This window comes from Cysteiniphilum sp., from assembly GCF_057495195.1.
Genome location: NZ_JBXTEF010000044.1, coordinates 1 through 19,714 on the forward strand (window position 1 = coordinate 1; position 19,714 = coordinate 19,714).

The 19,714-nt window shown below is 39.5% G+C and carries 16 protein-coding genes and 1 riboswitch; of the genes, 6 read left to right on the forward strand and 10 right to left on the reverse strand.

Features of this window, described 5'->3' with window-relative positions; all coding sequences use genetic code 11:
• Positions 1-1,466, reverse strand: a 1,466-nt coding sequence (locus tag ACY10D_RS03985) for a G8 domain-containing protein (protein WP_486999479.1), incomplete at its 3' end; no start/stop codon positions are given.
• A gap of 620 nt (positions 1,467-2,086) precedes the next feature.
• Here ACY10D_RS03985 and ACY10D_RS03990 point away from each other — a divergent pair.
• A complete protein-coding gene (locus ACY10D_RS03990) occupies positions 2,087-3,523 on the forward strand; it encodes an amino acid permease (protein WP_486999480.1) in 1,437 nt (478 codons plus the stop codon).
• Here ACY10D_RS03990 and ACY10D_RS03995 read toward each other — a convergent pair.
• A complete protein-coding gene (locus ACY10D_RS03995) occupies positions 3,513-4,346 on the reverse strand; it encodes a DUF2608 domain-containing protein (RefSeq protein WP_486999481.1) in 834 nt (277 codons plus the stop codon). The genes ACY10D_RS03990 and ACY10D_RS03995 overlap by 11 nt on opposite strands.
• Positions 4,347-4,513: 167 nt before the next feature.
• Between ACY10D_RS03995 and ACY10D_RS04000 the strand changes: the two genes are divergently transcribed.
• The gene (locus ACY10D_RS04000) at positions 4,514-5,707 is read left to right on the forward strand and encodes an FAD binding domain-containing protein (RefSeq protein WP_486999482.1); all 1,194 of its coding nucleotides are present in this window, start codon (positions 4,514-4,516) and stop codon (positions 5,705-5,707) included.
• Positions 5,708-5,816: 109 nt separating this feature from the next.
• On the forward strand, positions 5,817-7,277 hold the full coding sequence (locus ACY10D_RS04005; RefSeq protein ID WP_486999483.1) for a peptide MFS transporter: 1,461 nt from the start codon (positions 5,817-5,819) through the stop codon (positions 7,275-7,277).
• A gap of 28 nt (positions 7,278-7,305) precedes the next feature.
• On the opposite strand, the gene ACY10D_RS04010 is transcribed toward ACY10D_RS04005, so the two are convergent.
• The 7 genes from ACY10D_RS04010 to ACY10D_RS04040 all read right to left on the reverse strand — a co-directional run bounded on the left by ACY10D_RS04010 (position 7,306) and on the right by ACY10D_RS04040 (position 14,801).
• On the reverse strand, positions 7,306-8,427 hold the full coding sequence (locus ACY10D_RS04010) for a M14 family zinc carboxypeptidase (RefSeq protein ID WP_486999484.1): 1,122 nt from the start codon (positions 8,425-8,427) through the stop codon (positions 7,306-7,308).
• Positions 8,428-8,432: 5 nt separating this feature from the next.
• The gene (locus ACY10D_RS04015; RefSeq protein ID WP_486999485.1) at positions 8,433-9,659 is read right to left on the reverse strand and encodes a PLP-dependent decarboxylase; all 1,227 of its coding nucleotides are present in this window, start codon (positions 9,657-9,659) and stop codon (positions 8,433-8,435) included.
• Positions 9,659-10,408 carry a 2,3,4,5-tetrahydropyridine-2,6-dicarboxylate N-succinyltransferase gene (locus ACY10D_RS04020; protein ID WP_486999486.1) on the reverse strand — a complete coding sequence of 250 codons (750 nt, stop codon included), beginning with the start codon at positions 10,406-10,408 and terminating at the stop codon, positions 9,659-9,661. Before ACY10D_RS04020 ends, ACY10D_RS04015 begins: the two co-directional genes overlap by 1 nt.
• A 224-nt stretch (positions 10,409-10,632) precedes the next feature.
• Complete coding sequence (gene dapA / locus ACY10D_RS04025) at positions 10,633-11,529, reverse strand: 4-hydroxy-tetrahydrodipicolinate synthase (RefSeq protein WP_486999487.1); 897 nt, start codon at positions 11,527-11,529, stop codon at positions 10,633-10,635.
• Positions 11,520-12,194, reverse strand: a complete 675-nt coding sequence (locus ACY10D_RS04030; protein WP_486999488.1) for a 4-hydroxy-tetrahydrodipicolinate reductase — start codon at positions 12,192-12,194, stop codon at positions 11,520-11,522. Before ACY10D_RS04030 ends, dapA begins: the two co-directional genes overlap by 10 nt.
• Entirely contained in the window at positions 12,191-13,585 is a 1,395-nt protein-coding gene (gene lysC, locus ACY10D_RS04035) for a lysine-sensitive aspartokinase 3 (RefSeq protein ID WP_486999489.1), read from the reverse strand. The genes ACY10D_RS04030 and lysC overlap by 4 nt, the downstream gene beginning before the upstream one ends.
• 74 nt (positions 13,586-13,659) lie before the next feature.
• A riboswitch (Lysine riboswitch) is annotated at positions 13,660-13,836 on the reverse strand.
• A gap of 89 nt (positions 13,837-13,925) precedes the next feature.
• On the reverse strand, positions 13,926-14,801 hold the full coding sequence (locus tag ACY10D_RS04040) for a glycosyltransferase family 2 protein (RefSeq protein ID WP_486999490.1): 876 nt from the start codon (positions 14,799-14,801) through the stop codon (positions 13,926-13,928).
• Positions 14,802-15,013: 212 nt separating this feature from the next.
• On the opposite strand from ACY10D_RS04040, the gene ACY10D_RS04045 reads away from it, so the two are divergent.
• From ACY10D_RS04045 to ACY10D_RS04055, 3 genes are read left to right on the forward strand one after another with little or no spacing between them, the layout of a single operon-like run.
• Positions 15,014-15,274 (forward strand): DUF4160 domain-containing protein, encoded by a 261-nt coding sequence (locus ACY10D_RS04045; protein WP_486999491.1) that lies wholly within the window; start codon positions 15,014-15,016, stop codon positions 15,272-15,274.
• Positions 15,275-15,287: 13 nt separating this feature from the next.
• Positions 15,288-15,548 carry a DUF2442 domain-containing protein gene (locus ACY10D_RS04050; protein ID WP_486999492.1) on the forward strand — a complete coding sequence of 87 codons (261 nt, stop codon included), beginning with the start codon at positions 15,288-15,290 and terminating at the stop codon, positions 15,546-15,548.
• 39 nt (positions 15,549-15,587) lie between these two features.
• Positions 15,588-16,343, forward strand: a complete 756-nt coding sequence (locus ACY10D_RS04055) for an indole-3-glycerol phosphate synthase TrpC (protein ID WP_486999493.1) — start codon at positions 15,588-15,590, stop codon at positions 16,341-16,343.
• A gap of 134 nt (positions 16,344-16,477) precedes the next feature.
• Here ACY10D_RS04055 and rpoC read toward each other — a convergent pair.
• Positions 16,478-19,714, reverse strand: a 3,237-nt coding sequence (rpoC, locus tag ACY10D_RS04060; protein ID WP_486999494.1) for a DNA-directed RNA polymerase subunit beta', incomplete at its 5' end; no start/stop codon positions are given.

Here is a 19,714-nt window from a genome sequence, read left to right on the forward strand (position 1 = left end):
TTTGGAAGGCTATGTGCAGCATTTGAGTTGCTGGCACAAAAATACTGTGCATAATTTAAACCTTGATTCACATTTGAGTGATTCATTACTGCAATATGCCCACCAAAATAAGCATCATCTAAATGAGTCAGTTGCGGAGATGATGCCAAACCTGCAGTTGAAGTAAGTTTAATATTACGACTTAATAATGCAACTTCAGCACGCTCATCAATACCAAAATTACGCGTAGCATCATCATACATACTATACGCCTGCCCTTTTTTGGCATTATATTTTCCTTTATAAGATGGTGTGTCTATACTAAAAAATCCCGGCGTTGGCGACAATGAACCAAAGTGATAATGCTTCAAAGGCGTATCATTGCTAATACTCGGGCATTGAGATTTAAACGAAGGTGACCCTGCCAGCACAACGACTGAAACATTAGGATAGTTTGAACTTCCTGAAACATCACCATATTGCATATACGTGGATTCACTTTGCGCATTGCTATCTGGGTTTTGCATATCATAAATCGCACAAATTTGCACAATTTCGGTTTCGTGCGACACGAAACTCGTTGTTGAGATACTAATCCAATCACCACTTTGCCAGTCTGTACCATCTCCAGGTGTGACACGTTTTGCAAGCGCGATAATATAAGGTGTATCTGCTAACGTTGGCGTTGGGATATTCGCACCACTGCCGGTGGTTACATTCTTTAACGTACCATAATTGGTTAAACTCACAGGTGCTTGAACCCACATATCTGCATTATAAAAACTAGGACCGGCTGGGTAGGTTAAATACGTCCAACTATTAGAGCCAATCACATTATTGAAGTAAGGAAACTGATTAATATCACCGCTGATTATACTACCACCTGCCGTCGGACTCAGCGCTTGCCCATCGACAGTACCACTGACATGGTTAATCGAATGTATATAACTGCCATCCGCTCTCTTAGTTAAACCTTTAGCGCCATAAAATAATAACTGCCCGCCAGCGCTTACTGTAATATCACGCGCATTTTGAGTTGCTATGGTATTTTTAGCAATTTCACTGCATTGAGATTGCTCATCTTGGCACAGTGGCATAGGTGCTGCTGCTGCACTTTCCGTACCCGTCATAGTAATGGTTACTTTATTAGTCGATTTAATTGGATCAGTTGGTGAACCTATTTGCAACACACCACCATCAACCCAAAAAGATTGCGCTACGATATTAATTGGCGCAGGTGTCGCACTATTTACCACACAAAGCGTACTTGTCGCGGGAATTTTTACTGGCAACAAGGGTGTCGCCAATGAGCCTGTATCTTGTGTTATTTTATAAGTTGCTCCCGCGCTTAATGCGCAAATACCTGAGGCACTGTTACAAAACGTTGATAACTCAACGGCCGTAGTTAAATCACTGCAGTGATCATTAGCATAAGCGTTAAAGATAGTCACTGTCAGTGCCAAGCTGATCATTTTTTTTATTTCCATCATTACTCTCCATGAAAAATGAGTTAACAATGAGTTAAGCAGATCGTTATAAAAACACCTATAGCGAATGGCTGATTTTTGATGCGCCAATATCTTAAGGAATCGTCATCAAATAAACTAAATGTTTGCGTTGCCTATCCCCTTCTATCTATGTTGCTTAAACTTCACCATAACCTTACTATGTTTATGTTTAAGACGCCTTGATAGAAAATAAATTTGCTTAGCTAACCTTTTATTTTATTTTTTTTCCAATCCCTAATTCATAAAAAGATCGCTTTACATCAGCTATGAAAAAGATTAATTTAACTGCTTCACATGTATGGTTGCTATACATGCCTTACCCTTATAGAGAAATTAAACAATTAAATAATGGGGCACAACACCATGAGTAAAGATTTGGGTTTTATTTTTATGACACAGGTTTGGAATCTGTAGATTCACTGGTATATTACACACAAAGGAATTAATAATGTTTAAGCATGAAACAAACATCAATACACGATCAAAGATACCCTTTTTTCTTCACCAAAAATATCATAGCTTGCGTATTTGAACGCAGTTTGCAACGCGATAAAAACTAATCAATAATTATTTTGAACATTTGAAGAAAAGAGAAAAGTATGTCACATAAATTACAACGAAACTTAAAAGCTCGCCATTTAATCATGATCGCCTTGGGTGGCTCGATTGGCACAGGTTTATTTTTAGCAAGCGGCAGCGCCATTTACGAGGCCGGTCCAGGGGGAGCTATGCTCGCCTATGCCATTATCTCACTGATGGTTTATTTTCTAATGTGTAGCCTTGGTGAAATGGCAGCACATTCACCCACTACAGGCACATTTTGTGAATACTCGAGCCGTTATGTCAGTGCTGATTTTGGCTTTGCCATGGGTTGGAACTATTGGTTTAACTGGGCAATTACTATTGCCGCTGAGATTATTGCTGCAGCTTTAATTATGCAATATTGGTTTCCTTATGTGCCCACGATCTATTGGAGTGTTTTATTTTTTGTACTTATTTTTGGTTTAAATCTATTAGCCGTAAAAGTCTATGGTGAAACAGAGTATTGGCTGTCTTTTATCAAAGTTGCTTTTGTGATTATTTTTATTGTTGTTGGCATATTAACGATTGTTGGTGTCACAGGCGTTGGTGGACCTGTTGGTTTTGAGAATTGGCATATCGGGGATGCGCCTTTTCATAATGGTATGATTGGTTTTATGGCGGTATTTTTGATCGCCGGATTCTCTTTTCAAGGTACGGAACTCGTTGGCGTTGCCGCAGGTGAAGCAGATAACCCTAGAAAATCCATTCCTCAAGCCATTAAACGCACCTTCTGGCGTTTGGTTATTTTTTACATTCTTGCCATTGGGGTTATTAGCTTTTTGATTCCTTACACGAGTGACATTCTCATTAATAAAAGTTCTGACATCGCCATTAGCCCTTTTACGATTGTTTTTAAAAATGCGGGATTAACCTATGCCGCAACCATCATGAATGCGGTGATCTTGATTGCAATCTTATCTGCTTGCAATGCCAGCATGTTCTCGGCAACACGCATTATGTGGCATTTAGCTAATACCAAACAAGCACCCAAGGTATTTGGTAAAATCAATCGCCAGGGCATTCCAATTAACGCTCTTTTGATTACAGCCCTTGTTGGTTGTTTATTTTTTCTAACTTCCTTTTTAGATAACGGTAGCGTATTTATCTGGCTTGTAAACATTTCATCTTTAGCGGGGTTTGTTGCTTGGTTTGGTATTGCTTTAAGTCATTATCGATTTCGTCGCGCTTACCAAAAACAAGGTATGAATCTGCAAAATTTACCCTATCGTGCTAAATGGTTCCCAATCGCACCCATTTTTGCGATGCTATTAATTGCCGTGATTATCCTAGGGCAAGAGTTTAGCGATATTATCTCAGGCGACATTACATGGCAGAAATTCTTAGCGACTTATATCGGCTTTATTCTATTTTTAGCATTACTTATTGGCTATAAATTAATTAAACGCAGCAAGCTCATTGCCTTAGACAAATGTGATATCTCTGCTAAGCATTAAGTCGATTAACAATTTGTTGTAAATAATTAGACATCTTACGCCAATCAGCAATCTCCCAGTTTTTGCTATTCTCTGGATCAGGCAAATAGGTGTAATGAATGGCGTAATAATTAAGCTTGCCTTTCAGTTCATTTTTAACCATATCCACTTTGCTTCCCGTATCATCAACATAAACAACTGATTGACATAGGTTTGGCTTATTTGTCTTTTGACGCTCTTTTTCAATCAAGTCAAGGAGCAATTTCCCTTTATCACCACCTGCGGCATATTGGATGCCATGACTATACATCGTGTAGTCATTTTTATACTTATTTTGCGCAAAGAAACTTGGGTCAAATTGACCGCTGCCAATAGGGTTCTTGGTAAAATCAAGTCCATTGATTCTTAGCTGCCTTAAGGTTGTTGCCTCAGCACTAAATCCGCGTGACGTCAACGCAATCGAAGGATATTCCTTTTGCAATTGATTAACTACTGCCACAGTGTCACTTTCCACCGGCTGATAATTGATAAAGTAACGCACCGCATTCAAGAAGTCATAAATATTTGCACTCTGATCACTTAATAAATGCTTGGCATATACATTGCTTTTTGATGCCTGCCAATATACCCAGCCTTCACTGGCAAACTTTTCTTTATTTGTCAGTAAGGTATTATCGATATCATAAACAATACACACTGAGGACTTGCCATAGTCTTTACTTAATTTAACAATATATGGTTCGATATCTTTGATATTTTTAATACTAACTTCTTGATTCGTCATTGCTTGAGCCGCACCAACGCTAAGCAACGCCAATGACATAATCGTTATTTTCTTGATCATTTTTAACCCTCTTAGATTTCCCGCAGGCATATTAGCATAAAATGTAAATTTGTGTATTTTTTTGTAGCAAGGCTATATAGGAAGTATAAATGGGATAGCTATACTACCTCATTCTGTTTAGAATATGCCGCTGATGTAATTGGAAAGTTAAAAGGGAAAAAAGAACGATGCAAAAGGTAGCTATCATTGGCGGATCAATCGCTGGCAATGCCATGAGCTTGGTGCTGTCGCGCTTAGGTTTTGATGTCTCCATTTATGAACGCTCAAGCGCTCAACTTGATGATCGCGGTGTTGGTATATGTATTCCAAAAGATTTACGTAACATGCTGGTACAATGCGATATGTTTGACTCTGATGCCAAATATATTGAAATCATTGATCGACAGTTTATTGTTAGCGATGCCAAGCGTAATGCCGATGTATTCTGGCAACAACCTGTGAATGTCATGGCACACAACTGGTCAGAAATTTATACGCAATTATATAAGCGCCTACCAAAAGGTATTTATCGGCAAGATGCGAGTGTGGCGCATATTAAGCAAGATCAAAACAAGGTCATACTGTCACTCTCTAATGGGCAAACCGTAAAGGCAGATTGGCTATTTTGTTGTGATGGCGTTAATTCACTTGGTCGCACGACACTTTTCCCTCAATCAATACTTAATGAAGCACCTTATATTGCTTGGCGTGGCGTGATTGCAAAAGAGCATATTAGCGAACCATCACTATTTGATCGACTTAATTATTTTTGCTACGAGTATGGACATGTCGTGACCTACTACATCCCCAAACAAGATGGTAGTGTTGATTTGAATTGGGTTTTCTATCAAAAGGTAAGTCAAGCACATAAAAATAAACTGTTAAACACGAATAACAGCAATGAAGTCACAAGCTTAGCAGCACGCGAGTTTCAGCCAATGCACTTTGAAGAGCTAAAGAAATTAGCCAACATGATGCCTGAAGTTTTTGCCAAGGTGATACTTGATACGCCAAAACCTTTTATTCAAAATATCTTTGACACACAAGTCCCTGCACTGAAAAAGGGACGTATTTGCTTATCTGGCGATGCTGCATTTATCTCACGACCACATACTGCAAGTGGTGCGACCAAAGCTTTGCAGAGCGCACTTATGCTATTTCAACAATTACAAGAAAATCAGCATGATTTAGATCGCGCCACAGAAGAGTGGGCAAAAATACAATATAATAATGAGCGCAAATTATATGAGCTTGGTAAAATTTTTGGGCATGCGCTTGTCACTGACACCCCCGACTGGCAGTTAATGAATCAAGAGAAAATGGATCAATGGTGGGTTGATATTATGCAAAATCAAACATGGTATGCGTATCAATCCAGATAGGCAGCTTTAACTATAGACACTTAAGAAAATGCAATTAAAGATTTTGACATATTATTACTAAATTGTTATACAATCAGCACAATTAATTCTATAGACATTAAGTTCATCGATGACAGGGACAGAAAAAACATTACAAAAAAAACAATTTTTTAATATTTTCACAATTGAAATGTGGGAAAGGTTTGCATTCTATAGTTTTAACGGTCTTTTTGTATTATTTGCCATAAGCACCTATTTCAATGAAAAATCCGCTTATTTAGTATTTGGTATTTTTATGGCTTTAGCCTATGGCCTACCTACTATTGGTGGAATTATTGCTGATAGACTAATTGGAATCAAGAGAACATTGATTGCTGGAGCGATACTCCTTCCTTTGGGGTATTTGATATTAGCCTTATCATTTAGCTATGAATCCACGCTCATTGCTTTAGCATTTATCGCAGTTGGAAATGCTCTTTTCAAACCAAATCCATCATCGATGATTGGTATTATTTATAAAAACGATCCTGCTCAAACTAATTCTGCTTTTACCATGTATTATATGGCAATAAATATTGGATCATTAATAGCTTCTGTGCTTTCTCCCTTAATTGCTAAATATACTTCCTTTAATGTAGCTTTTATTATCGCTTGCATTGGCATGCTCTTCTCACTCCTAAACTTTGTGCTCAAATACAAAATTTTTAGCGATATACACAATGAAGTAGGCGCTAAGAAACTTAAACTGCCAAACATATGCTTTGCACTATTGATTACCGCCTTTATGATAGTATTCTCTTATATAATGCTAAATTTCAGCGATATTGCATTTTATATTATTCTAGTATTAACAATAGCATGCTATTCCTATCTTATTGTGAACACTCGCACTTATGATAATAAATCACACATTATAAAACAGCTAATAGGTGTGTTCATTTTTGTCCAAGCATTATTGTTTTTTATCATCTACACTCAAATGTTCTCAACATTAATTGTTTTTGCAAAAAATAATATTGACTTAAACCTACTAGGTTTTGAAGTATCTCCTGCCTCCTTTACAGCACTCAATCCATTTTGGATATTAGTCTTAAGCCCAATATTATCAAAAATATATATATCACTCCATCAACGGAATATACATAGCTCCACAGGCGGCAAATACGCGATCGCTATGTTTTGTTGTGCCGCTGCTTTTCTTGCACTGATCATTGCGTGCTTAACTGTTGGCGACTCAGCTAAGATTAATGGTTTATGGATGGTGCTTTATTATTTCTTGACTAGTCTTGCCGAGCTATTAATTTCTGCGATTGGCCTTGCTGTTGCAGCTCAATACTTTCCAAAGAATAAATTAAGCTTCTGTATGGGGGCATGGCTTTTGGCACAAGGGTGTGGCAATGCGCTAGCGGGCAAAATTGCAGGCTTTATTGCAATGCCTAAAGACGGCATACCTACGCAAAAAAGTTTACATATATTTAGTAATTATTTTTATATTTTTGCTATCTCATGCTTGATACTTGCCATACTTTTTACAATCACTGCCATTATATTCAGGAAAATTGCAGATAAACACAGTATTAAGCTTGCCTAATAACAGTCTTGAGTTATCAAATTGCTTTCTATGAGTCGTTGACCAATACATTCAGCAAATGACTACCTCGTTGTAATGCACCTTTACTATGGACACTGATTACAAGTCCGGCAAATGAGAAACTCACCTCACACTCCTTGGCATGCGCCATTTGCAAACATCTACCTATTACCTGACCTGCATCAAAAGTATCGCCTGGTGCGACAAACCACTCATATAAGCCACCAGATTGTGCGTAGATTGCTTGGAAAGAACCCTCATTATAAAAGGCAATGTGTTTAGCGCACGCTTGCTTGTATACTTTATCTGCAGCTATTACTTGCTGTGCTGCAAGATAGTTTAATATTCGATTAGATTGAATCTGCGCTTTATTATGATCAATCAACTCTTCTGAGCCCAATTCAAGGGTGAAACTATCGACCAATACAGGTTCATTCCTACCTAGTTCAGCAAATGCCTTTTGCACACTCCACCAAGGATAAAACCCTGCTTCATCTAATGAGCCATTGCATTTATTCTCAATTAATAACACATGCTCAAACCCCAAAGACTCAGCACTATCTTTGGCATATCGCGGGCTATATAGATAATCAATAGCCAATGAATCCGTATGCAAATCCAAAATAATATCAGCCTGTAATGCCTCTAGTTGCATGGTGTAGTTTAAACGTCGCGCACGTGACAACCCAAAGTCATTATTAAGTGCAGCTGTCATTTGCGCGCTAATCTTATTTCGCAATGCCGTAGCATATTCTGCTTGAGCGCTTTTAAGATGCTCTTTGGCAAATGATTGATAATCTATCTCAGGCTTAAAATAATAGCGGTTCCAATTGTCCCCATTAGTTGCATCAAAACGCCCCTGATGTCCAGCACCAATAAGCATATCACGTCCAAAAGGGTTACACTGTGGAATAATCGTAATATCACCTTGCGGTTGTTCTTCATCAAAGTGCTTAAGTAAATTCAAAATCACGGCATTACCTTGAATCTCCGAGGCATGCATGCTTGCTTGAATATATACTTTCTTAGCATTGTCACCTTGACCTTTAATCCTATATTTCGCAACTGTGATTGCTTCTCCTGACGCATTTTGCCCCACTTCAATCAGCGACTTTGTAATATAACTTTTCATTTCTTTAGTTTTGTTCATTTCTCTCATTTGAGCCAGACTCCCGCAGCTTCAGCTTTTCTTAATATCTTAATTTGCTCTTTTCGCCCTTTTTGCCCTTTTTGATATGTCACTTCCGCTGGCAACGTATGACACAAAAAAAATGGCATGCTCTCAGTAAAACCATAAGCACCAGTATAGTGAAAGATAATATGATCCTGTGCTTTAGTATCACTTGGCAGTTGCACTTCCCCTAAATAGTCTAAGCTAGTGCATAACGCACCATGCAAATGCATCTTAGATAGAGTAGTGCTACTTTCTCTTAGAAGATTCACAGGAAATGACTGTGATGTCAGCGTTGGGCGCATTAAATGTTGACTGCCTCCTGCTAATATCAACATGTCACGCTCATAAACTGTTTTGCGATCCACTACTTTAGTGACATAAACGCCGCATTTAGCAACAGCATAGCGCCCAAGCTCAAGCCAAATCTCTGTTTGTGGGTAGTGGTTTTTCAGTTTTAAAATCAATATGTTAATTTCAGCTAAGCTTAACTCTTGTCCTTCATGCTGATAATCAATACCTAAACCACCACCTAGATCTAATACATGCAAATCAATGCCCATGGTCTCTGCCAGTTCATGTAATGTATTAGCAATCGTAACCCAGATGCGCTCAAGTTTGTCTATACAGAGGATATTACCCCATTGAAAACAATGAAAACCCAAGATATTAAGATAAGGGCAATCAAGATCATGGTTCTCTGAATAAGTAACCCAATCATGGGGTGACAAACCAAATGGTGTGACACACTCACCACCTAAGACGTTTTTTTCGCCATCATGCCACTGCAATTGCACGCGTAGCAACACATCAATATAAACTTGTTTTTCATTAGCAATACTTTGCACATCCTGCAATTGCTGCGCACTTTCAATGACAAATTTTCTAACTCCTTGGTCAATAAAATAGCTTAACTGCTCATATGACTTAGCAGGCCCTGTATGTAAGATGTCTTCAGGGTTAACACCTTGCTTTAACACCTGATCAAGCTCACCAATACTCGCCACATCAAAGCGCATACCTTCATTATTCAAGGTTGTAATAATCGCTGATAAAGGATTAGCTTTAAGCGCATACCAAAGGGTTACTGGTAATGTTTGTAACGTTTTTATATGGGATTGTAAAATATCTAGATCATAGAAAAAAAATGGCGCATCAATCTCTTTAGTTAAATCAACCAATGCTTGATGGTGGTATAAGGTATTAACCATTAACGCAATGCCTCCTCCAAACTAAGCGCATGATCACTTTTGTCATCACGATATTTAACAATAATTGGGCATGCCGCTTGTAAGCCTTGCGTCTTTGCCCAGCCTTGTGCCAATGGTCTCGTGCCTGGTACGACAACCGCACCTTCTGGAATGGCTTCACCTTTATCAAGAATGCGTTCATTAATGCAGTCATACACACTAACTCCACGCGACAAGACAACAGATGGCGCAATAACCGCACGTCTTTTAACAACAATCCCTTCAACAATAACAGCTCCTGCACCAACAAACACATGATCCTCAATTACGACAGGATTCATGCCAATTGGTTCAAGCACACCGCCGATCTGCACACCTGCTGACAAATGCACATGTTTACCAATCTGTGCACAAGAACCCACTAATGCATGGCTATCAATCATTGTACCCTCATCAACATACGCACCGGTATTTACATATGCCGGTGGCATAATGATTACTGATGGCGCGATATAAGCACCTGTTCTTACAGCTGATCCACCTGGCACCATACGCACGCCATCGGCAACAGTAAAACGTCTTGGAACCAGATTATGCTTATCGACAAAGCCTTGGTAGCTTTCCGTAAAATCGGTATTTTGACCCGCTTTAAATGCTGCCAAAATCGCTTCTTTGACCGCAATATTAGCTTGCCATTGACCATTTTCTTGGCGCTCTGCTGAACGCAGTTTACCTGTTTGTAAGTCTTGTAGGGTTTTCTCCCAGCTCATCATTTATACTCCTTTTATATTTATTTGCTGGAGTTACAGACTTTTTCTAAAGTGCGTAACTCCGGTTATTTATTCAGGCTAAGACTAAGTGCTCACCTATAAGTGTTCCCCGTGCCCTGAGCGTAAGTCGAAGGGTAAAATCACACTTCATAGAGGCTTCGACTTATGCTCAGCCAACGCTTACACAATCAAAGTGGTCAGGAATATGGTCATAGCCTTTATTTTTAACTGACACAGATATGCTCATAATAACTTTGAATCTCGGCATCAGCTTGTTGCAAACGCTCAACACTTGTTAGCTCTTGAGCAATCAATGGTAAACGTAAAGTATTACTATCGATGACACCCGTATGCGCAAGCCATGCTTTACTTGGAATTGGGTTTGCTACACTAAAGCATGCTGCAGTAGCATCTTGCCATAAACGGCTTAAGGCCTCATCTGCCTCAAAACGCAAAGAAGTTTCAACATAGGCTTTGGCTTGTTTTGGCCATAAGTTAGAAACCACTGACACCAAGCCTTTGCCACCGACTTTGGCAAGCTCAGGCATCATCGCATCCTCGCCACTATATACATTAACGTGTGGCGCTATTTGTACATAGCACTTAAAGCGCGAGATATCACCTGAGGCTTCTTTTAATGCCCACAAATTCGGATGATTTTTAAGTGCAGAAAAAGCATCAAAACAAAGATTCACCCCCGTTCTTGATGGCACGTTATATAACATACATGGCTTGTTTGCTTTGTCTAATAATGCACTAAACCAAGCAATTTGCCCCTGAGTGCCCGGTTTGGCATAAATCGGCGTGACCATCAAGAAGCCATCAATCGCTTGAGCGTTACAAAACTCAACCCACTTAAGCTGCTCAGCTAACTGATAACCGCCTACGCCAACAAGTAAGGGGACTTTAAGCCCTAAGCCACAGGCAAATCTCACTATTTGACACTGCTCTTCATAACTTAATGCTAAAGCTTCACCCGTGCTACCTAAAATCAATACACCACAATCAGCTGCTTCTTGTTTGCGTAGCAGTCGCTCAAAACTCACCAGATCAATCTCACCATTGTCAAACATTGGCGTAACGACTGCTGTGTAGGTATTGTTATTGATATTTATTGCCATGACACACCTCTTACTAATTCATCAAACTGGTAAAAACCAGCATTTAATCTATTCTCATACACAAAGCGCGCGCTCCATACAGCACCCTCAGCAAAAAGCTTGCGATCATGCGCCACATGCTTTAATTCAATGGTTTCATAAGGGTTTTCGACCTTTAATACATGCTCACCTTTTACATCTTCTTTGCGAATAGATTCAATAGGGCATTCTTTCACATTAAGCCATGATTGCCATGACACGGCAGTACCACTGGGTGCATCAAGCTTTTGTGTGTGATGTGTTTCTGTTAAACAAAAGTGACTATTTGTCACTAGGTTTTGCAGATTACCTAAGGTGTTTAACATCTCTTTTATCAGCACCATCGATAAACTAAAGTTATTCGCGACCACCCAAGTTTGTCCTGATTGCCTGATGCGCTGTATTAAAGTTTCATCATAATGAAATCCTGTGGTTCCACAAATGACAGATACCTTGCTTTGCAAAAGCACGGGCAATATTTGCCTTAAAACATCAGCGCTAACGAAAACAATTACTACTGTGGCCTTATTGAGCTTCTCCACAGTCACTAAATTCTGTGAGTCAAATACATCACTTATCTCATCTTCTTTTAAAAGATCAAGTACCGCTCTACCCGTTTTGCCTCGACCGATTATTGCTACTTTCATCGCACACGCTCCTTAGTTGATTCACTAAAGAGAGACATATAAATATCCATCATCACACCCTTTGCATCTTCTGCTGCTACTAACAGACAGATATTATGCCCGCTTGCGCCGTGGCTGAAAAGGCGAACATTATAACTTTCAAGGGCGGCAAAGAGCTTAGCACTTATTCCTTTGTGCTGATGTAGTCGATTACCCACCACTGCAATGAGGGACAAATTATGCTCAACACTAATCTCAAGATTACCGATGGATTGCAGCTCATCTAATAGTGTTTCGGTTAATAGACTTTCACCAATTGACTGACTACCTATATGATCCAAGGTTAAAGCAATACTTACCTCACTTGTCGTCACCAAATCAACCGATATATTGTGTTTAGCTAAAACACTAAATACTTTAGCTAAAAAACCTTGCGCATGAAACATGTCAAAGCTTTTGAGTGTCATTAAAAGCTGGTTTTTACGCTCAGCAATCGCACGAATTTGCGGCGGCTCCTTTAAGCTATTGACCTTAGCAGTAATCCAAGTACCGCCCATTTTAGGCGAAAACGTAGAGCCCACAAATACATCAATATTACTACTTATTGCCGGCCATAAGGTTGCCGGATGCAACACCTTAGCACCAAAGGTAGCAAGCTCGGCTGCTTCATTAAAGCTTAAACTCTCAATCGCTCGCGCTTGTGGAATAGTGCGTGGATCAGCTTCATAAATACCCGCGACATCCGTCCATATTTTCACTGATTTTGCTTGCAAAGCTTGTGCTAAGAGAGCCGCACTATAGTCACTCCCACCTCGACCTAAGGTCGTTGTTTTATCTCTTGCATCCATACCAATAAAACCTTCACAGATAAGCACTTGATCAGTAAGTAGCAACGGCAACATATGCGTCCTCACTTGCGCTTTAATCTCATCCAGATTGGGCTTTGCTTGAGAGAAATTACTATTAGTCTTCATCACGGTTTGCACATTAAAATACTGTGCATTAATCTTATTCTGTCTAAAGATTGCCGCGACAAGTTGCGCTGAGATCCGCTCACCAAATGATAATATCTCATCACTTAGCTCTTTGGTATTCAGACGCACACTCATTTGTGCCAAAAACACAAGATCATCTATTCGCTGCTGTATGTCGCTGTGCAAATGAGTGCAATCAATCGCTTTAATAATTGGCAATAGTATGGTCTTAATATCATCAACAATACCTGAAATCTCATGCACAGACTTTACATGATGCGCCAACTTTACCAAGAGATTGGTTACCCCTGATTGTGCACTAACAACAACAACGCGCACACTTGGTGAAGATTTGATAATTTCTGCGCATTGACAGATCGCGTTTAGATTAGCGACACTCGTGCCTCCAAACTTCGCGACGACAAAAGGGTTTTGCATAAAGCTTCTCCATTTATCGACACGGGGTTACGGCTTTTGCAAAATTTGACTTATGTGTTTGACAAAAATACAAATACAACCGAAGCGCCCCACGTCTTTGTTGACGTGACAGTCCTGCTGCCTTTTAGCAGCAGACCCAAGTAATTCAGCCATAACACATCATTACTTTCGGCGCTTGCTCTATTGCTTTTGATCGCTAGATGTTATGATCTTCACAAAAGCGCTATAGCTTGCGCACCTCTTCTTTTATTTTTTAAACTCTTTAAATTTAATCTTTTGTCACGGTAACGCGACTTGTTTACTATAACGTTTGCCTTTTACAGCTGTCAAAACTTTTATGCTAGATTTTTTTGAAATACTTTCGACTTAAGTCCAAACCAAATAATTTCTCAAGTTTCATTTTAAAACGTTGACGTTTTTCTTTTTTGGTTAGAACATGATTTGGATTAGCTTTGAACAGTCCTTCCTCTTTCGCAAAAAAACCATCGATAATCTTAGGGTGAGTCCCCTTAAATTCAGTTAAGATCTGATGATCGATATCACTATATTTCGAGTCAAAGCCTTCAGATTTACCCCAATGCTTATTCACTTGGCTAATTTTCTTACTCATTGCCGCCTCAGGGCGTACCCATCCATAATGATAAATATAATTATCCAGTAATTTCGCCTTTGGATAACGTGCGATGCGATTTGACTTCTTAGGATCAAGAACCAACCAATATAAGCCATCAGGCGCATAACTTCTAACACTTGCTTTAATGATTCTTGGCGCATAGCGATACCAGGTTGGTGATGACAAATACGTATTAGTGTTGCCATAAAAATGGTAATAATGAAATGCTAAGGCTTCGACTTCTTGGTCATCCTTATAGCAATGCAACGCCTCTTTAATTGCGTCAAGATCATTCTCATGCACGATCTCATCACCCTCTAAATAAAAAAGCCAATCCCCAGTACAGGCGAATTGGGCAATCATTTTTTGTTGGGCGTAGGTATAACCCTTTACCTGCATATGTTCATTCCATACTGTTTCGATAATTTTGATCTTTGGATGCTCTTTTGCTAACTGCTGCAATATTTCGGGACTATTATCTTGTGATTGCCCTAAAGCGATTACAAACTCATCACAGATTGGCAAAATAGACTGAATCGATTGAATATAGGGGAAGCATAGCTCCTCGGCATTGCGTAAAAAGGTAAATCCTGATAATTTCATATCATCACTTATCTGATTGTTTTGCTATAGTTTATACGAATAGCAAACTATTTTATAGTTTATAGCAAACAGAGTGCAGTAAAGATATAAGTAGATGTTTAGCGCTTTTGAACTTTTAGATATGCTTGTAAGTTTTTTAAATACAGTGATATTATCAATCATAAACTTGAAAGCCAACCTTACAACGGTATACTAGAAAGAGGTAAGCATAAATGCCAACAATTAGCAGATTTTTTGGAATCATCATAAGTATGTATTGGGATGAGCATAACCCACCACACTTTCATGTGAGATATGGCGATTTTAAATGTTCGATTGGGATAACTGATATCACAGTTATAGCAGGAGAACTTCCAAAGAAACAAGAGCGATTAGTTTTAGCTTGGGCTGAAATTCACCAAAAAGAATTACTACAAAATTGGGAATTATGCCAAAGCGATAAACAACCGATGAGAATAGAACCATTAAGATAGAAGGAGTTTGCATATGTGGAAAGACCCTATTAATGTTCAGGTGGTCTCAAAAAACACACTAAAAGTATTATTTGAAGATGGCATCAGTGGTCAGATAATTTTTAAGCCCTCCAGATTTAGAGGGGTATTTAAACCTCTTGAAAATGATGAAATTTTTAAAAGCGTATTTATTGATAGAGAAATAGGCACCATTACCTGGGAAAATGGTCTAGATCTAGCTCCTGACGTAATGTATGAGGAAATTAAACAAAAAGGGCAATGGCTTCTTGAGTAGCTTACAGTCAATACTTCTCCCAAATCAAAAGGACATAACGTGATTTTACAAAAAATTATTGATTCCAAACATCAAGAGCTTAAGCAGCTCCCCGATCTAACCGCTGCAGCATTACTTCCTGCAAAATATGACTTTCTACAAGCCATCAAAGCACACAAACCTGCAATTATTGCTGAGCTTAAATCCAAATCACCTTCTGAAGGGGTAATTGCCCCTAATTATGACCCAGTTACAATTGCTAAGGCCTACCAAACCGGTGGTGCTTGTGCGTTATCTATCTTAACTGATCAACCTTTTTTTGGTGGCAGTTTTGAAGACATTCGTAAAGTACGTGATGTGGTAACGATCCCAATATTATGCAAAGACTTCATTATCGATGAAAAACAGATCTATCAAGCTCGTCTTAAGGGAGCTGACGCCTGTCTTTTGATCGTGCGCTGCTTAGACAAAGCGCGTTTACAAACACTTATCCAATGCGTTGAATCACTCAATATGACGGCATTAATTGAAGTGTTTGATGAAAAGGAAACGGAAACTGCCTTAGCCTGTAATGCCAAATTAATCGGCGTTAACAATCGCAATCTAGATACACTTGAAATGGATACTGATAACATCGTACGTCTACAAAAAATCGTACCTCAAGATATTACGCTATTGAGCTTATCAGGTGCTAAAACCCCTCAAGACCTCCATCATTTTGGTTGTACCTATGACGGGGTATTAGCAGGAACAGCTTTAATGCGTGCTAATGATAAGGTGGCTTTTTTGCAGGAAGCGCTAAGCACTAAGCCATAGTTATTTGACATACAATGTTTTAATCAACACATATACTCACCACAAATCGCTTTCACGTGAAGATAAACAAAAAAGCCCCGCGGGATATTCCCAACGGGGCTTCAAGTTATAGTCGACTTTCAGAAAATCAATGACTATTCGTCATAGTCTTCATCATCGTCTTGCCTTTTGTTTTCATCAAGATCATCGTCACCGATAACAAATAGGTCTTCAAGATCAATACTATTTTCTTCAGCATCCGCGTTTAATGCTGCACTTAGCGCCATTTCAAGCTCATCCATTGATGGACCTGTTTCTAATGCTTCTTGTTCTTGTAAGTGTTTGCGCTTACGCTCTTGGTGATGAGCAAGCCCCGTACCAGATGGAATCAAGCGTCCAATCAATACGTTTTCTTTCAAGCCACGCAATTGATCTTCTTGTCCACTGACTGAAGCTTCTGTGAGTACGCGCGTTGTTTCTTGGAAAGACGCTGCTGACAGGAACGACTCTGTAGACAATGATGCTTTTGTGATACCCAATAAAATCGGCTCATAAATTGCTTCTAACTTGCCTTCAGCACGTAGCTTCTCATTTTCTTCCAAGACTTGAACCAACTCAACCGGTTCACCATCAACGAACTTACTATCACCTGCAGCCAAGATATTAACCTTACGCAACATCTGACGAATAACCGTCTCGATATGCTTATCGTTAATACCCACACCTTGTAAGCGATAAACTTCTTGGATTTCGTTGATAATGTAATCAGCAAGCTCATGCACGCCTTTTAAACGCAAGATTTCATGTGGATCTAATGGTCCATCAGAAATGATTTCACCCTTAGAAACATGCTCACCTTCAAATACGTTAATATGACGCCATTTAGGGATCATAATCTCAATCGGATCCATATCTTCAGGCGAGATAACCAAACGGCGTTTGCCTTTTGTTTCTTTACCAAAGCTAACAATACCTGAAGTCTCTGCCATAATTGCGGCATCTTTAGGACGACGCGCTTCAAACAAGTCTGCAACGCGTGGTAGACCCCCAGTAATATCTTTGTTTTTAGAGCCTTCTTGTGGAATACGCGCGATAACGTCACCGACTTCGATCTTAGTGCCATTTTCGATATTCAAAATAGCACCCACTGGCATGAAGTAACTTGCTGGAATATTGGTATTAGGGAAGCACAACTCCTCACCAACTTCATCAATCAAGCGCACCAATGGTTTGATGTCTCTATTACCACTTTTTTGTGAATCAGAAGTAATAACAATACTTGAAAGTCCTGTCATTTCATCTGCTTGGTGCTTCATGGTTACACCATCAATAAAGTCAACAAAGTTAATATGTCCTGCCACCTCAGCAACTACTGGATGTGTATGCGGATCCCATGTTGCGACAACTGCTCCTGCTTTAACTTGTGCATTATCGTTTACTGGCAACTCAGCACCATATGGTACTTTGTACTTCTCGCGCTCTCGCCCAAATTTATCAATAATACTAATTTCACCTGAACGTGAAACGACTACGTGGTTACCTTCACGGTTTTTAACGGTTTTAATATTATTAAACTTAATACGTCCGCCATTTTTGATCTGAACGTTGTTTTCAGCAGTATCCTGCGATGCCGCACCACCAATATGGAACGTACGCATCGTTAACTGTGTACCTGGCTCACCAATGGATTGAGCTGCGACAACACCAACTGACTCACCCATATTAACCAAATGCCCACGTGCAAGGTCACGTCCATAACATTTAGCACATAAACCACGGCGTGTTTCACAAGTAATCGATGAACGAATGATCACTTGGTCAACACCATTTTTCTCAATCAATTCAACGACTTTCTCATCAAGCAATGTACCTGCTTCAACCAGGATTTCATCTTCGCCTGGTTTATAAATATCTTCAGCATTGACGCGCCCCAAGAGACGCTCACCCAAAGGCACAACCACATCTCCACCTTCAATCAAGGCAGAAACCGTTACACCTTTTTGTGTACCACAGTCATCTTCAATAATGACAAGATCCTGTGCCACGTCAACAAGACGACGTGTTAAGTAACCCGAGTTAGCTGTTTTTAATGCTGTATCAGCAAGACCCTTACGAGCACCATGCGTTGATGTAAAGTATTGTAAAACCGATAGACCTTCACGGAAGTTTGCCGTAATTGGTGTTTCAATAATCGAGCCGTCTGGTTTTGCCATCAAACCACGCATACCTGCAAGCTGCCTGATCTGTGCTGCAGAACCCCGCGCACCTGAATCAGCCATCATATATACTGAGTTAAATGACTCTTGTTCGATTTCATTACCTGAGTTATCAGCAACTTTTTCTTTTGCAATCACTTCCATCATTGATTTGGCAACTTTTTCGTTAGCACGCGACCAAATATCAATTACTTTGTTGTAACGCTCACCTGCAGTAACCAAGCCACTTGCATATTGCTCAGAAATTTCTTTAACTTGACCTTCAGCTTCAGCCAAAATACCTACTTTAGCATCAGGAATAATCATATCGTTAATACCGATTGAAATACCTGATTTTGTTGAATACTTATAACCGGCATACATTAATTGGTCAGCAAAAATCACCGTGGCTTTTGTGCCTAAACGACGATAGCATTGGTCAATAATCTTGCCAACTGCCTTCTTAGTCAATGGTTGGTTAATCAATGAAAATGGTAGCCCTTCTGGTAAGATGCTTGATAATAAAGCACGACCAACCGTTGTTTCAACAATACCTTTCTCATCAATATATTCACCAGATTCAAGCAGAACCTTGTGATCCAAACGTACTTTAATCTTCGCATGAATATCAACAACACCTGCATCATATGCACGTTGAACGTGTAATAAATCAGCGAATAATTTACCTTCACCTTTGGCATTAACTTTTTCACGCGTCACATAGTAAAGCCCTAGGACAATATCCTGCGTTGGCGCGATCACAGGGGATCCACTTGCTGGGGATAAGATATTATTGGTTGACATCATCAACACGCGCGCTTCAAGCTGCGCTTCAATCGTCAATGGTACGTGAACCGCCATCTGATCCCCGTCAAAGTCAGCGTTAAATGCCGTACAGACTAATGGATGCAATTGAATTGCTTTACCTTCAATCAAAGTTGGTTCAAAGGCTTGAATACCTAATCTATGCAGCGTTGGTGCACGGTTAAGAAGCACTGGATGCTCACGGATCACCTCTTCTAGGATATCCCAAACAACGGCTTCTTCACGCTCAACCATTTTCTTAGCTGCTTTAATCGTTGTCGCATGCTCATAATGCTCAAGTTTTGAATAGATAAATGGCTTAAATAGCTCTAATGCCATCTTCTTTGGTAAACCGCATTGGTGTAAACGCAATGTCGGACCAACGGTAATTAC

Excerpts from the sequence above, each read along its gene's own strand:
- ACY10D_RS03990 (WP_486999480.1), top strand. The coding sequence starts at position 2,087 with ATGTCACATAAATTACAACGAAACTTAAAAGCTCGCCATTTAATCATG.
- ACY10D_RS03995 (WP_486999481.1), bottom strand. The coding sequence starts at position 4,346 with ATGATCAAGAAAATAACGATTATGTCATTGGCGTTGCTTAGCGTTGGT.
- ACY10D_RS04000 (WP_486999482.1), top strand. The coding sequence starts at position 4,514 with ATGCAAAAGGTAGCTATCATTGGCGGATCAATCGCTGGCAATGCCATG.
- ACY10D_RS04005 (WP_486999483.1), top strand. The coding sequence starts at position 5,817 with ATGACAGGGACAGAAAAAACATTACAAAAAAAACAATTTTTTAATATT.
- ACY10D_RS04010 (WP_486999484.1), bottom strand. The coding sequence starts at position 8,427 with ATGAACAAAACTAAAGAAATGAAAAGTTATATTACAAAGTCGCTGATT.
- ACY10D_RS04015 (WP_486999485.1), bottom strand. The coding sequence starts at position 9,659 with ATGGTTAATACCTTATACCACCATCAAGCATTGGTTGATTTAACTAAA.
- ACY10D_RS04020 (WP_486999486.1), bottom strand. The coding sequence starts at position 10,408 with ATGAGCTGGGAGAAAACCCTACAAGACTTACAAACAGGTAAACTGCGT.
- dapA (WP_486999487.1), bottom strand. The coding sequence starts at position 11,529 with ATGGCAATAAATATCAATAACAATACCTACACAGCAGTCGTTACGCCA.
- ACY10D_RS04030 (WP_486999488.1), bottom strand. The coding sequence starts at position 12,194 with ATGAAAGTAGCAATAATCGGTCGAGGCAAAACGGGTAGAGCGGTACTT.
- lysC (WP_486999489.1), bottom strand. The coding sequence starts at position 13,585 with ATGCAAAACCCTTTTGTCGTCGCGAAGTTTGGAGGCACGAGTGTCGCT.
- ACY10D_RS04040 (WP_486999490.1), bottom strand. The coding sequence starts at position 14,801 with ATGAAATTATCAGGATTTACCTTTTTACGCAATGCCGAGGAGCTATGC.
- ACY10D_RS04045 (WP_486999491.1), top strand. The coding sequence starts at position 15,014 with ATGCCAACAATTAGCAGATTTTTTGGAATCATCATAAGTATGTATTGG.
- ACY10D_RS04050 (WP_486999492.1), top strand. The coding sequence starts at position 15,288 with ATGTGGAAAGACCCTATTAATGTTCAGGTGGTCTCAAAAAACACACTA.